The sequence below is a fragment of the Halobaculum litoreum genome (genome assembly GCF_030127125.1).
GTDB classification, from domain to species: domain Archaea; phylum Halobacteriota; class Halobacteria; order Halobacteriales; family Haloferacaceae; genus Halobaculum; species Halobaculum litoreum.
On sequence record NZ_CP126156.1, the window covers coordinates 2,659,569 to 2,672,732 of the forward strand.

A 13,164-nucleotide genomic window follows, 5' to 3' on the forward strand; every position below is an offset into this window, starting at 1 on the left:
GCCACCGCGCGACGGACGAACCACGCGGTTCAAGCGCCCCGCGGTCGCACCCCCGACAATGAGCGACGAGGGCGACGGCGACCACGGCCACGGCCACGACGGGGACGACGAGTCGGCGACCGGCTACGAGACGCCCCGCCGCGAGGCGTTCGACCACGACCCGCTGGGCCACAGCCGGGTCGCCGGCGGGATGACCGTCGGCGAGCTGGTCGAGCAGTACGGCCACGCGGGCATCGGCGCCGAGTCCGTCCACGAGGCGGCCGACGTGCTGTCGACGATGTGGGCCGACGACGACTGCACCGTGTTCGTCTCGCTGGCGGGCGCGATGGTCCCCACCGGGATGCGCCGCATCGTCGCGGACCTGATCCGCGACGGCTACGTCGACGCCCTGATCACCACCGGGGCGAACCTCACCCACGACGCCATCGAGGCGATCGGCGGGAAACACCACCACGGGGAGGAGCGGCAGGCGGGGAAGACGCTGCGCGAACACGACGAGCAGCTGCGCGACGAGGAGGTCGACCGCATCTACAACGTCTACCTCCCGCAGGAGCACTTCGCCGAGTTCGAGGCGCACCTCCGCGACGAGGTGTTCCCGCCGCTTGCCGAGCAGGACGGGGCCGTCTCCATCGCCGAACTGTGCGCGGAGCTCGGCCGGGCGAACGCCGAGGTGAACGACCGCGAGAACGTCGCCGAGGGCCCCGGCGTCGCCGCCGCGGCGTACGAACACGACGTGCCCGTCTACTGTCCCGCCGTGCAGGACTCCGTGCTCGGCCTGCAGGCGTGGATGTACGCGCAGACGTCGGACCTGACGCTGGACGCGCTGGCGGACATGACGCCGCTGACGGACCAGGCGTTCGACGCCGACACCGCGGGCTGTCTGCTTGTCGGCGGCGGCGTGCCGAAGAACTTCACGCTCCAGACGATGCTCGTGACGCCGCGGGCGTACGACTACGCGGTGCAGGTGACGATGGACCCCGAGGCGACGGGCGGGCTCTCGGGAGCGACGCTGGAGGAGGCGCGCTCGTGGGGGAAGTTGGAGAAGGACGCGCGGAACGCGTCCGTGTACGGCGACGCGACGGTGTTCCTCCCGCTGTTGGTGGCGGCGGCGCGCGAACGTGTCGAAGCCGAGTAGACGACTGGTAGCCGTCTAGTCGACGAGGCCTTCCTCCCGTACGTGTCGTTCGAGGTCCTCTTCGCTGTCGAAGCCCCTGCCACAGTCGTGGCAGAAGACGCGGTCGGAGCCGGTGAGACTCATGTGTGTCAGTAGCACACGCACCCAAGCGTCTTGAACCCGGTGACTCGCGACAACGTTTACCGAGTCGCGAGTGAGCGCTGACAGGAGCGGTCGCCGGGGCGCCGCGGCCTCACGAGCCGTCCGGGCGGCCGCGGCGGAGCCGGTCGGGCAGGGGGAGCCGGTCGAACGGGAGGTCGGGGAGGACGTTGCGGACGCCGGCGAGGAACGGCCACGGGTCGTCGAGCGTGAGGTAGTCGAACCGCGGCTCCGCGGCGATCGACGAGCCGATCTCCCACAGCGTTCGCGCGACCGACGGCCGGGGGACGTGCGGGGAGTCCTCGGTCAGCACGCTGATCAGGTAGCCCAACTCCCCGTGGAGCATGTGGGTGCCGACGCCCAGGTCGTAGTCGGGGTCGATCTCGTCGGCCCGCCCGGTCGCGGCGAGCCAGTAGTACCACGGGTAGTCCGCGCCGGCGGCGACCGTCGAGGGGAGCGACTGCCACATCCGGGGGTTGATCTCGGTGAGGACGTACTCCCCGGTGTCGGCGTCGCGCATGTACTCGATGCACGCGAGGCCGTGCCAGTCGAGTTCCGCGAGCAGTTTCCGGCCGACCGACTCCAGCTCCGGGTCGGAGATGGAGCGCCGGTAGACGCCGCCGCCGCCGGTGTAGGAGTTGCCGCGGATCTGGCGGTGTTGGAACGTCGCCAGCGGCTCGCCACGGTCGTACAGCCCGGTGAACATGAACTCCCCGTCGGTCTCGACGAACTCCTGCACGATCGGGTCGTGGCGCATCGTCGTGCGGATCCCCTCGACGTCCGGGGTCACGCCGTTGCCGACGTGGCAGATGTTCTTGACTACGTCCATGTCCGACGGCCCGAGTTCCTCGAGGTACGCGTCCGTGAGGACGTTGTACCGCGACTTGATCAGGAGTTTGTCGCTCCAGTCGTCGACGTCGGCGAGCCGCCGGGTCTCCGGCACGGGGACGCCGGCCGCCTCGGCGGCCGCCGCGAGCAGGAGCCGGTCGTGGACGCGCTCCAACTGCGGCATCGTCGGGACGACCAACGAGACGTGCTCGGAGAACTCGGCCTCGTAGCGCGAGAGGACGTAACAGTCCTCCGGGCGCACGGGGATCACCGTCCGGACGTCGTCGCGTTCACAGATCGCGAGGAGGGCGTCGCGGTAGGCCAGCAGATCCGCTCTGGGGTCCGGGAGCGCGACCGACTCGTCGCAGTAGCGCGAGGCGGCCGCCGGAACCCCCGGCTTCTCGGAGGCGACGACCGAGCCGATCCCCCGGCGCGCGAGCGAGCGGAGGCACGTGTAGCTGGAGGCGTCGTGGCCCGTAGGGATCAGCGCCCGGTCCGTCGTCCGGCGCGTGGAACTCATCGACCGCGAGTTCGTCCCCGCGGTCGATTAGTATGCGGAGCCAAGGTCCGCGTACGGCGATCGTAACCGATCCTCGGCCGCACGCGGGGTCGCGGGCGACCGCCGACGGGCCGCCCGCACGGCGCCGCCCGGATCGCCCCCGATTCGCCCGCGTCGACCGGCTACGTCGCCGGTAAGCTCACACGAACCGCGGGGCGCGCGGTGCCGTTCGCGGCGGGGTCGCTCCCGTCGGCCTCCTGGACCACGTACCGCTGGCCGACCATCGGGTCGAGCAGGCTGTCGACGGGCGCGCGGTCGTCGCGCAACAGGGGGACGTCGTCGGTCGGGGGCGCGGCCGCGTAGTCGCGGACCTCCGCCGACAGGTCGATGCCGACGTCGCGCCGGTCGTTGCGCGCGAGCAGCTGCGCCTCGGTGAGCCGGGTGCCGTTCTTCGTCGCCACCACCTCGATGTTCTGGACGACGCCGCCGCCGACGGTCGGGAACGCGTACACCTGCGGGAACACCGCCTCCATCGTGCGGTACTCCGCGCGGTAGAACTGCGAGGCCGGGCCGCTGGCGGCCGAGATGACGTTCGCGAACAGGATGCCGTCGTCGTCGAGCCGGCTGCTCGCCAACTGCATGAACTCCCGCGTCGTCAGCTCGAACGGCACCTTGTCCTTCTGGTAGGCGTCCATCACGATCAGGTCGTACGTCTCGTTCGTCTCCCGGAGGAACTCCCGCCCGCCGGCGTTGTGGACCCGGAGGCGGTCGGACTCCTCGACGCGGAAGTACTCCTTCGCGGCCGCGATGACCTCGGGGTCGATCTCGACCACGTCGACGGTGACGTCGTAGTCGTTCACGAACCGCTTCGGCCCGGTGAAGCCGCCGCCGCCGACGAACAGCACCCGGTCGATCTCGTCGGGGTCGTCCGCGAACAGCATCGGGAGGTGGAAGTAGCGGGTGTAGGTGAACACGTGGCGGTTCGGCTCGTTCAGGTCCATCGCGCTGTGGCGCTGGCCGTCGAGGTACAGCGTCCGGGTGTCGCCCAGATCGACCACTTGGAGCTCCTGGTACGGCGTCTGCGTCTCGTACACGACGCGTCCCTCGACGGTGTAGCCCGCGGCGCCGGTCGCCGCCGAGACGACGAGCAGGACCGCGACGAACCCCGTCACGGTGGCGCGCTCGCGGCCGATCGGCCGGCTGATCGCCAGCGCCGTCACGACCGAGATGGCGCCGAACACCAGCGCGATCTGGTCGATCCCGAGCGACGGGATGAGGAAGTAGGTGGTCGCGAACGCGCCGACGATGCTGCCGACGGTGCCGAGCATGTACACGTGGCCGGACGCCTCGCCCAGCCCCTCCTTCGCGGACAGCTCCGCCGCGTACGGGCTGACGTACCCGAGGAGGTAGGTGGGGGGCCCGAACAGGATCACGACCGCCGGGAGCGACGCGACGCGACTGGGGAGGGGGAACCCGGAGGTCGCCCGGAGCATCAGGTCGCCGACGAGGATCAGGCCGGCGACGTACGCGGCGGTGAGGAGGAACACCCGCGCCATCCGCCCGTTCGTCGCGCGCTCGGCCGCCTGCTTGCCGCCGCGGTGGTAGCCGTAGCTCAGGGCCGCGAGGAACACGCCGATGATGGTGCCCCACGTGTAGATGCTGCTGCCGAACTGGGGGGCGATCATGCGGCCGGCGAGGATCTCGAGGCCCATGCTCGCGACGCCGGAGACGAACACCGCCGTCTCCGGCTTGCTCAAACGGAGGGACTCCAGCGCCCGCGTCTCGGTCATTGTCGGTGCCACGGGGCGGAGGGGGATAACTGTTCGACGGAGAGGAGAAACGCACTTGCGTCGCCGCGGGGTAGGTCGGCGTGGCCGATGACGAGGCCACCGCTCCGAGCCCGGGTGGCACCGGCGCCGTGACGAGCCCTATGAGTGCCGAGGCCAGCCTTCTCCACCGACTGTCGGCACGGCGCGGTCGTCGTTCCCGTCGGGTTCGCCGTACCGTCCCGCCACCCGCGAGGGCCGAACGGGGTGGGTACGCTCGCGACGCGACTCGGTCGTTGGCGCTCCCCGGCGACGGTGTCCGACCGCACCTCACCCGGTGTCCGGCCCGCCCGGCGACTCGGCGTCGGCCGCCGGGAGCACGAGGGAGTCGGACCGGTCCGTCAGGCGGCCGGTGGCGACGAGCCCGAACGCGACCAGCCAGACGACGGCGGTCTCGACGACGACGAACTCCGTGACGGTCTGTGCCGTCACGTCCGCGAAGAAGACGGTGACGAACGCGTTGGTCCCGGCGTTGATGCCGGCGTGGAACAGGACGTCGAGGAGGAGGCTCCCCCCGGTGCCGTTGTACGCCCACGTGAACACGATCGAGATGCCGACGGTCCGAACCACGTACAGGAGGATCGCGACGGGGTCGCCGGTGCCGGTCGCGGGGAGGGCCACGCCCGGCACGAAGAACATCGGCAGGTGCCAGAGGGCCCACGCCAGCCCGACGACGAGACTCGCGACGAGCGGCCCGTGTCGCGCCTGGAGTTCGGGGAGCGCGAACCCGCGCCACCCCGCCTCCTCCGCGAGCGGCCCCGTCGGGACGGCGAGCGCGAACCGGACGACGTAGACGAGCGGGAGCGTCGCCAGCAACGCGGGCGTCACCGACACCGGGACGCTCCTGATGAGGGTGTAGCCCGCGTACGTCGCCCCGAACACGGCCGGCCAGACGAGCACCGCGACGGCGTACCACCGCCACCCGACCCGCCACTTGCCGAACCGGGCGAGCAGGTCGCGGACCGCGCCCCGGCCGTCCGAGAGCCACAGGACGGCGACGGCGGCCACCGTCGGGCCGAACGCTCCCAACAGGAGGCCGGCGAGCGCCCACAGGGGGACGTCGAACGTCAACAGGCCTTGGAGCGGCCCGACGAGCGGGATCCACAGCGCCCAGGTGAACGCGTATGTCAAAACGAAGAACGCCCCCAGCGGTCGGTCGGCGACCGCGCGCCGAACCCGAGTGTACCCGTTCACTTTGCGCCGGTGGACGGCTCGGCTGATAAACGTACCCCCGGACCCCCGTACGTCGCGGGGGCGCGCGCCGGTCCACGGACCCGCTCGGCGGTCGCCCGAGTCGCACGGCCGGACCCCGGTCGGCCGTTCCGACGGGGGCGGCACGCACACCCTGTCTATATCCCCACGGGCCGTACGGATCCCGTGTCTTCGAACCCTTCGCCGTCGTCCGTCGTCGAGCCGCTCCTGAGACCCGCCGCCGTCGTCGCCGTCGCCGTCGCGCTCCTCGGCGTCGTGCTCTCGGCGGTCAGAGCGCTCGCGGTCGGTGCCCCGGTCCGCATCGGGGAGATCGTGGTCGACCAGGTGGTCGGCGTCCTCGGCACCGTCGCCCTCGTCGCGGCGGTCCTCGCCCTCGTCACCCTCGGGACGACCGCCGACGTGGTCAAGTGGAGCGTCGTGGGCCTGTACGGCGCGAACCTGGTGGAGGGCGTCCTGTTCAGGCTCGCCAACGGCTTCCCCGTGATGCTCGACGTGGCGATCAACCCGCTGTTCACCGCGGCGCTGTTCGTCGGCTTCGTCGCCGCGGTCCGGATCGCGCGCGGCGAGACGGTGCTCCCCGGCGTGGACGTCACCGTCGACGCCGAGCGACTCCGCGTCCGTCGCCCCGGCCGACGCAGTTCCTGACCGCGTCGGCGACCCCGTTCCGATCGGCTTGATGACAGCTCGGCGCGTACCGTCGAGGGTGACCCCACAGCGCCGGTTCCTCCTCGGACTCGCCGCGGTCACCGGTCTCCTCGCGCTGGCGGTCGTCGCGCCGCTGGCACAGTACGTCCTGCTGGCGGTGCTGCTCGCGTACGTCCTCGTCCCGCTCCAGCGGCGGCTCGCCCCCCGCGTCGGCGACCGGGTCGCGGCGCTGACGCTGCTGCTCGTGTCCGTCAGCGCGGTCGTCGTCCCCGTGGCGGTCGTGCTCGCCGTCGCGTTCCGGGAGCTCGACCGAGTCCGGGAGGCGGTCGTCGCCGACGGGTTCGACGTGGCCGCGCTCGAGGCGCTGGCCGCCGCCGGCGGGGTGGACCTCCGGGGGAGGTGGCGGCGCTCCCGCGTCGCGCCCTCGACTCCGGTCCCGGGACGCTGCTCGACCTGTTCGGCGGCGTCTCCGACGCGCTGATCGGGGTCACCGTCCTCCTGTTCGTCGTCTACTACCTGCTGGTCGACGGCGACGCGCTCGTGGCGTGGATCGACCGGACGGCGCCGGTCGACGCCGAGACGAGCGCCCGCCTGTGGTCGGAGCTCGACCGGATCACCTGGGGGGTCGTCGTCGGCAACGTCGCGATCGCGGTCGTGCAGGGGGTCCTCACCGGAGGGGTGTTCGCGGTCGTCGGCGTCTCGAACGTCGTGTTCTGGATCGTCGTCACGACGCTGCTGTCGCTGCTCCCGCTCATCGGCGCGTCGGTGGTGTGGATCCCGATGGCGGCGTTCCTGTTCCTCTCGGGGCGCCCCGTCGACGCCGTGGTCGTCGCCGTCTTCGGCGCGACCGTGATCAGCCTCTCGGACAACTACCTCCGGCCGGTCGTCACCGGCCACGAGGCGCACGTCAGCCCGGGGCTGATGGTGCTGGGCATCTTCGGCGGCGTGCTCGCCTTCGGCTTCGTCGGCCTGTTCGTGGGGCCGATCGCGCTCGCGTTCGCGAAGGTGCTCGTCGAGGCGGTCGTCGACGAGCGGGCGGCCGGCGCGGCCGGCCCCGCCGAGTGACGCCCTCCGCCGCCGGACCGACGCGAGGGGGGCTTTAGTCCCTCCCCGCCGGAAGCGGTGGTATGGACGGTCGAGCACGGGGGGGAGGCGCCGCGGGGCACCCGCGAACGGGTCCGCTTCTACCTGCTGGACCACCGGACGCCCGTCGGCCGCGCCATCGACATCGCGCTCCTCGCGTTGAACCTCCTGTTCGTCGGGGTGTTCGTCGCGCAGACGTACCCGCTGTCGCCGGCGACGCGGACGGCGCTGTGGTACACGGAGGTCGCCATCGCGGGCGTGTTCGCCGTCGAGTACGTCCTCCGGCTGTACGGCGCGGCCGACCGCCTCGCCGAGGCGACCGACCCGTACACCGTCGTCGACCTCGTGTCGGTGGTGCCGACGCTGACGGCGGCGCTGGCGCTCGGGCCGGCCGTCGCCGCGAACGTCGGCTTCCTCCGGGCGGTGCGGGTCGTCCGCGTGTTGCGCTTCTACCGCTTCACGCGCGACGAGGAGTTCTTCTTCGGCACCGTCGAGGTGAACACGCTCCGCGGGGTCAAGCTCCTGCTCACGGTGCAGGTCATCTTCTTCGTCGGCGCGGGGCTGTTCTACAGCGCCGAGGTGTCGACGAACCCCGGCATCGCGAACTTCGGCGACGCGTTCTACTACATGGTGATCGCGCTGTCGACGGTCGGCTTCGGCGACATCGTCCCGCGGACGCGGGCGGGCCGGTGGGTGACCGTCGCGGGCGTGTTCGCCGCCATCGTCCTCGTGCCGTACCAGGCGCGGAAGGTCGTCCGCGCGTGGACCACCGACTCGGTTCGCGACGTCACCTGCCCCGACTGCGGGCTCACCGGGCACGACCTCGACGCGTCCCACTGCAAGGCCTGCGGCCACGTCATCTACCAGGAGTACGAGTCCGACGAGTGACGCCGCGACCGCGGGGCGCGTTCACACGGATCGCCCGCCACGGGGTGACTCGCCCCCGAGATCGCCGGATCGGCGAAAGCTCCCGCTGGTTGTGACGGATCCGACAGCGATCCCGCGGAGAACCGACTGTACGTGGGCGAATACACAGTCGAACCGATTGTAGCGTGATACTCGTTTAGAAAATATTCGTTTGGGAAGACGAATGCACAACCCTTATCAACTTGACGGCCATTCGTTGAATTGCAATGGCAAACGGTAAGGTTGACTTCTTCAACGACACTGGCGGCTACGGTTTCATTACGACTGACGACTCCGACGACGACGTGTTCTTCCACATGGAGGATGTTGGCGGCGAGGACCTGACCGAGGGTCAGGAAATCGAGTTCGATATCGAGCAGGCTCCCAAGGGCCCGCGCGCGACGAACGTCGTTCGCAACTAAGTTTCACACCGTCGCCTCACGGCGACACACTGTGATTCCGTTTCTTCGAGACCCGCCGACCGACGAGCGGCGCGTGCCGCCCGTCGAGGCGGGTGTTCGATTCACGACCGCTCCGAGCGGCGGCGTTACGCTTCCTCGGGGGTCTCGGTCGCGTTCTCCGTCCCCTCGGGGGTCGGCGTCTCCGTCTCGGTCTCGTTGGCCGTGCCCTCGGGGGCCGGCGTCTCCGTCTCGGTGTCCGTCTCGTTGGCGTCCGTCTCGTCGGCGTCGTCAGCGGGCGGGCCGGCGTCGTCCGGCGGGCCCTCGCCCTCACCCTCGCCGGGGTCCTCGGGCGGGCCGGCGTCGTCCGGCGGCCCCTCGCCGTCCGCCTCGTCGTCGTCAGGCGCCTCCGGCTCGACCGTCTCGGCGTCCTCGTCGGGGAGGTTCACCTCGGTCGTCGCGTCGGGCGTCAGCGCCAGCTGGAACGGCTCGCTGTCGTTCTCGCCGGCGAGCGTCCCGATCGCGTAGGCGGTGTACGCCGACTCCTCGTCGAGTTCGACGTCGACGGTGGCGACGACGCTCCCGTTGTTGTCCGCGGTGGCCTCGCGGATCTCGAGGGTGTACTCGCCCTCGGGGACGGTCGCGTAGTCGGTGACGACGCCGTAGGAGACGTTCTCGGCGACGACCACGTCGCTGTCCTCGACGGTGACGTCGACGGCGGGCGCGTCCGGCGAGAGGTGGGCGACCGCGACGGCGGCCTCACCCTCCTCCGGCTCGTACGCGTCGTCGCTGATGAACAGCGGCGCGAACGGCTCGCTCGCGTTCTCGCTCACCTGTCCGCTCGCCGCGACCGTCGTCACGGTCCGGGGCCCGACGGTGACGGACTCCTCGTACACCACGTCGCCGCCCTCGGCGGTCGAGACGGTGAGGTTGTACTCGCCCGCGCCGACGGTGAGATACCCCGTCGCCTCGCCGAACGCGAGGTCCTCGACGACGGTCTCGTTGTCGAGGGCGACGTCGACGGCGGGCGCGTCCGGCGACGCGTGCAGGACGCGCAGATAGGCGGTCTCCTGCGTGGTCGGGCCGTCGTCCTCCTGTTGCACTTGCTGGAGCGTCGTCGGCGCCAGCTCCGGGCTGGCGAACGCCGCCCCGCTGACGACGACGCTTCCGACGAGAATCGCTACCAGCGCTGCCGCGAGTCTTCCTGTTGGTGGGTCTGCCATCGCACTTCGCCGACATGTGTCCGCAGGTGATTGTTATGCACCGAACGGCTCCAGAAAGCCCGCTCCCGTCGATATCGGGCGATCCGTAATCCGTACGTACGCCGACTGGTTCGTCCCCCGCCACGTCCGGCCGGGTGCCGGTCGCGGCTGTCGGTAATGCGGGTGTGTGCGAAAACAGTCCGCGATTACGGCGCGACCCGGGGCCGCCGTCGGCGGGTCGCGTCGGGGCCGGTCGCGGCGCCGACTACGCGCTCTCGGTGCCGGTCTCCGTCCCGGCCTCGGTCCCGGCCGGCTCCTCGGTGCCGGCGTCGGTCCCGGTCTCGGTGCCGGTCTCGGTGCCGGTCTCCGTCCCCATCGATCCGCCGCCGGAGTCGACGGTGAGGATCACCTCGAACGGGGCGTCGGCCGCCTCGCCCTCGGGCGTGAGGTACCCCGCCGCGAACGCGGAGTCGACGGTGCCGCCCGCCAGCGACACGTCGACGGTCGCGACCGGCCCGCCGTCGGACGCGGTGCCGGTCGCCTCCTCGGTGCCGGTGTCGGTGCCGGTCGTCTCGTTCCCGTCCATCCCGCCCATGCCCTCGGCGGCGCTGATCTCCAGCGAGTAGTCGCCCGCCGGCACCTCCGCGTACTCGCTGGCCTCGCCGAACGCGACGCTCTCGACGAGCGTGTCGCCGCCGGCCACGCCGACGCTCACCGGCGGCGCGTCCGGCGACGCGTGGACGACCCGGACGGCCGCGGTGTCGGCGCCGGGCGCCTCCACGCGGTCCTCCAGCGGCTCCACCGCGAACTCCTGGTTCGTGCCGGACACCTCGCCGAAGGCGGCGACGGTGAACGCCCCGTTGGCGAACTCCACCTCCTGTTCGAACACCGCCTCCTCCTCGCCGGTCGGCGTCACCGCGACCGTGTACGTGCTCGGCTCCAGCACGTAGTAGTCGCTCACCGTCCCGAACGAGACGTCCTCGAGGATCGTCGCCCCGCCGACGGACACGTCCACGTTCGGCGCGTCCGGCGAGAGGTGTGCGATCCGGGCGACCGCGCTCCCCTCGCCCACGGCCGCCGCGGGGTCGTCGGTCGTCTCCGGCGGCTCCGGCGCCTCTGTCTCCTCCTCGGTTCCGCCCGCGTCGGTCTCGTCGCCTTCCGTCACGTCCTCTACGGTCCCGACCGTCTGGTTCGAGACGTTCGAGCTGTTGTTCGCACCACCGGCGCACCCCGCGAGGCCGACGCCGACCGCCGATCCCAGCGCCGCCGCGAACTGTCGCCGTGACACGTTTCGTCGAGTCATGCGGTCGGACCAGTCCGGTGGCTGACGCTTTGTTATGGGTGAGCCGGCGTGTCCACACGGTCGGGTTACGCGCGCGGCGGACGCGGGGACCGGCCGGGACGCGCCGAGCCGGGCGGTCGGCGCCACGGCGGCGCCGTGTGCGGGTACGCTCGACGGACCCGGGCGCGTGTGGGGTAGGTCGCTCGTACGACGCCCCCGCGATCGACGGCCCGACCCCGCCGCGGGTCGCGGCGACGGCACGCGGGAGTAAGTCGGGATTTCGACACGATCGTTCCACCGGGACGCGGCGCTCCGTCGCGGCCGCCCGCGCCCGGCGGGGGCGCCGCCCTCAGCCCGTCGTGACGATCTCGACGACGTCGCGGTGGTCCAACACGGTGTCGGCGCCGACCTGCCGGCCGCTCCGGCAGTCGATCCCGTGGAGGAAGCCGTCGCCGATGTCGGAGTGGAGCGTGTACGCGAAGTCCTCGGCGGTCGCGTACCCCGGGAGGACGAAGCAGTCGCGGAACGGGCCCTTGCTCCACGAGCCGTTGGCGCTGCCGGGGAAGACGGCCTTCGCGTCGAGTTCCTCGAACAGCGCCGCCTCGATCACCGCCTGCACGCCCGTTCCGCCGTACTCGGTCACGAACTCCCGGATGACCTCCAGCCCCTGCTGCTGCTCGTCGCTCACGTCGCCGACGATGGCGAAGTCGTCGTCGCCCTGCGTGTACTCGACGACGCCCGCCTCGTCGGCCTTCTTCAGCGACCCCTCGGCGTGGGCGCTGGCGGGGACGACGGTGAGGTGTTCGTACTCGGGGTCGCTCGTGACCGCCTCGTAGTTGTCGCGCGCGGCCGGCGTGTCCATCTTGTTGGCCGCGATCACCATCGGCTTCGTGCGCTTGCGGATCTCGCGCGCGAGGTCGAAGCGGTCGTCGTCGTCCCACGTCGCCGGCTCCAGTTCCAGATCCAGCGCGAGCACCGTCTGTTTGATCTCGTCTTTGTTCGTGCGGAACGCGGACAGCTGCTCGGCGAGCACCTCCTCGACGCCGATCTCGTCCCCGGGGTTGGGGCCCTGGTACATCGACTCGAACTTCTCGATCCCCTTCTCGAGGACGTCGAGGTACCACTGGTCGAGTTCGTTCTCGAGGAAGTCGATGTCCTCGCGGGGGTCGTGGCCCTCGGTCGGCTCCCCCTCGATGTCGGTCGTCCCCGAGAAGTCGACGACGTGGACCAGCACGTCGGCCTCGTTGAGGTCCGAGAGGAACTGGTTGCCGAGCCCCTTCCCCTCGTGGGCGCCGGGGATGAGCCCGGCGACGTCGACGAGCTTCACCGGGACGAAGCGGGTGTCGTCGCGGCAGAAGCCGTGGTTCGGCTCGCACGTCTCCTCGAACTCGGGGGCGGGGCAGTCGACGCCGACGTACGCCTCGCCGACGCTGGGGTCGATGGTCGTGAACGGGTACGCGCCCTCGGGCACGTCGTTCATCGTCGCCGCGTTGAAGAAGCTCGACTTCCCGACGGACGGCTTGCCGACGAGGCCGATCTTGTAGCTCATTACGCCCGCTCGGCCGCCCCGAGTGAAACGCGTTTCTACCTCTCGACGCCTGTGTCGTCCGTTCACATGGGATCCGGTCGGTCGGCTCGCGGCGACCCGGGCGCGCTCGCGACCCCTCTGACGGGCGTTACCGCGACCCGGTCCGCGTGACGGTGACGCGGCCGCCGTCCGCGACGGTGACGAGACAGTCGGTCCACGCGAACTCCACGGTGGTCGCCGACGGCCGCCCGTCGGCCGGGAACAGCGCCCGGAGCGCGTCGGGGTCGACCGCCTCGTACAGCGGGGTGTCGAGGTCGATCGGCCGCACGCCCCGCGCCGCGGCCACGGCGTCGATCACGGCGCGGCAGACGTCGTCGCCGGCGGTCCGAACAACGGTCGCATCCTGACTCACGTGCTCCACTGACATGGTTCACTTCCCCGTACAGGGGCACCCACAAAGGAGCGACTAGCTACGTGTGTAC

13 protein-coding genes are annotated in these 13,164 nt (G+C 71.2%); 6 read left to right on the forward strand and 7 right to left on the reverse strand.

Annotated features, from left to right (window positions below; all coding sequences use genetic code 11):
* Nucleotides 1-58 precede the first annotated feature (58 nt).
* The gene (locus P0R35_RS14475) at nucleotides 59-1,135 is read left to right on the forward strand and encodes a deoxyhypusine synthase (RefSeq protein WP_284013118.1); all 1,077 of its coding nucleotides are present in this window, start codon (nucleotides 59-61) and stop codon (nucleotides 1,133-1,135) included.
* A gap of 232 nt (nucleotides 1,136-1,367) precedes the next feature.
* On the opposite strand, the gene P0R35_RS14480 is transcribed toward P0R35_RS14475, so the two are convergent.
* The 3 genes from P0R35_RS14480 to P0R35_RS14490 all read right to left on the reverse strand — a co-directional run bounded on the left by P0R35_RS14480 (nucleotide 1,368) and on the right by P0R35_RS14490 (nucleotide 5,620).
* A complete protein-coding gene (locus P0R35_RS14480; protein WP_284013119.1) occupies nucleotides 1,368-2,621 on the reverse strand; it encodes a carboxylate--amine ligase in 1,254 nt (417 codons plus the stop codon).
* A gap of 161 nt (nucleotides 2,622-2,782) precedes the next feature.
* Nucleotides 2,783-4,390, reverse strand: a complete 1,608-nt coding sequence (locus P0R35_RS14485; protein WP_284013120.1) for a spermidine synthase — start codon at nucleotides 4,388-4,390, stop codon at nucleotides 2,783-2,785.
* 306 nt (nucleotides 4,391-4,696) lie between these two features.
* Nucleotides 4,697-5,620 (reverse strand): CPBP family intramembrane glutamic endopeptidase, encoded by a 924-nt coding sequence (locus P0R35_RS14490; RefSeq protein WP_284013121.1) that lies wholly within the window; start codon nucleotides 5,618-5,620, stop codon nucleotides 4,697-4,699.
* Between the two features lie 183 nt (nucleotides 5,621-5,803).
* Between P0R35_RS14490 and P0R35_RS14495 the strand changes: the two genes are divergently transcribed.
* The 5 genes from P0R35_RS14495 to P0R35_RS14515 all read left to right on the forward strand — a co-directional run bounded on the left by P0R35_RS14495 (nucleotide 5,804) and on the right by P0R35_RS14515 (nucleotide 8,694).
* Nucleotides 5,804-6,283, forward strand: a complete 480-nt coding sequence (locus P0R35_RS14495; protein WP_284013122.1) for a hypothetical protein — start codon at nucleotides 5,804-5,806, stop codon at nucleotides 6,281-6,283.
* A 58-nt stretch (nucleotides 6,284-6,341) separates the two neighbouring features.
* Nucleotides 6,342-6,764 carry a hypothetical protein gene (locus P0R35_RS14500; protein ID WP_284013123.1) on the forward strand — a complete coding sequence of 141 codons (423 nt, stop codon included), beginning with the start codon at nucleotides 6,342-6,344 and terminating at the stop codon, nucleotides 6,762-6,764.
* On the forward strand, nucleotides 6,683-7,348 hold the full coding sequence (locus tag P0R35_RS14505) for an AI-2E family transporter (RefSeq protein ID WP_284013124.1): 666 nt from the start codon (nucleotides 6,683-6,685) through the stop codon (nucleotides 7,346-7,348). Before P0R35_RS14500 ends, P0R35_RS14505 begins: the two co-directional genes overlap by 82 nt.
* A 57-nt stretch (nucleotides 7,349-7,405) precedes the next feature.
* Complete coding sequence (locus P0R35_RS14510; RefSeq protein WP_284013125.1) at nucleotides 7,406-8,254, forward strand: potassium channel family protein; 849 nt, start codon at nucleotides 7,406-7,408, stop codon at nucleotides 8,252-8,254.
* Between the two features lie 245 nt (nucleotides 8,255-8,499).
* Nucleotides 8,500-8,694 (forward strand): cold-shock protein, encoded by a 195-nt coding sequence (locus P0R35_RS14515; protein ID WP_284013126.1) that lies wholly within the window; start codon nucleotides 8,500-8,502, stop codon nucleotides 8,692-8,694.
* Nucleotides 8,695-8,819: 125 nt separating this feature from the next.
* On the opposite strand, the gene P0R35_RS14520 is transcribed toward P0R35_RS14515, so the two are convergent.
* From P0R35_RS14520 to P0R35_RS14535, 4 genes are all read right to left on the reverse strand, one after another.
* Nucleotides 8,820-9,893 (reverse strand): DUF4397 domain-containing protein, encoded by a 1,074-nt coding sequence (locus P0R35_RS14520; protein WP_284013127.1) that lies wholly within the window; start codon nucleotides 9,891-9,893, stop codon nucleotides 8,820-8,822.
* 244 nt (nucleotides 9,894-10,137) lie between these two features.
* Entirely contained in the window at nucleotides 10,138-11,160 is a 1,023-nt protein-coding gene (locus tag P0R35_RS14525) for a DUF4397 domain-containing protein (RefSeq protein ID WP_284013128.1), read from the reverse strand.
* Between the two features lie 343 nt (nucleotides 11,161-11,503).
* Entirely contained in the window at nucleotides 11,504-12,703 is a 1,200-nt protein-coding gene (locus tag P0R35_RS14530; protein WP_284013129.1) for a redox-regulated ATPase YchF, read from the reverse strand.
* Nucleotides 12,704-12,830: 127 nt separating this feature from the next.
* On the reverse strand, nucleotides 12,831-13,109 hold the full coding sequence (locus tag P0R35_RS14535; protein ID WP_284013130.1) for a HalOD1 output domain-containing protein: 279 nt from the start codon (nucleotides 13,107-13,109) through the stop codon (nucleotides 12,831-12,833).
* Nucleotides 13,110-13,164 lie beyond the last annotated feature (55 nt).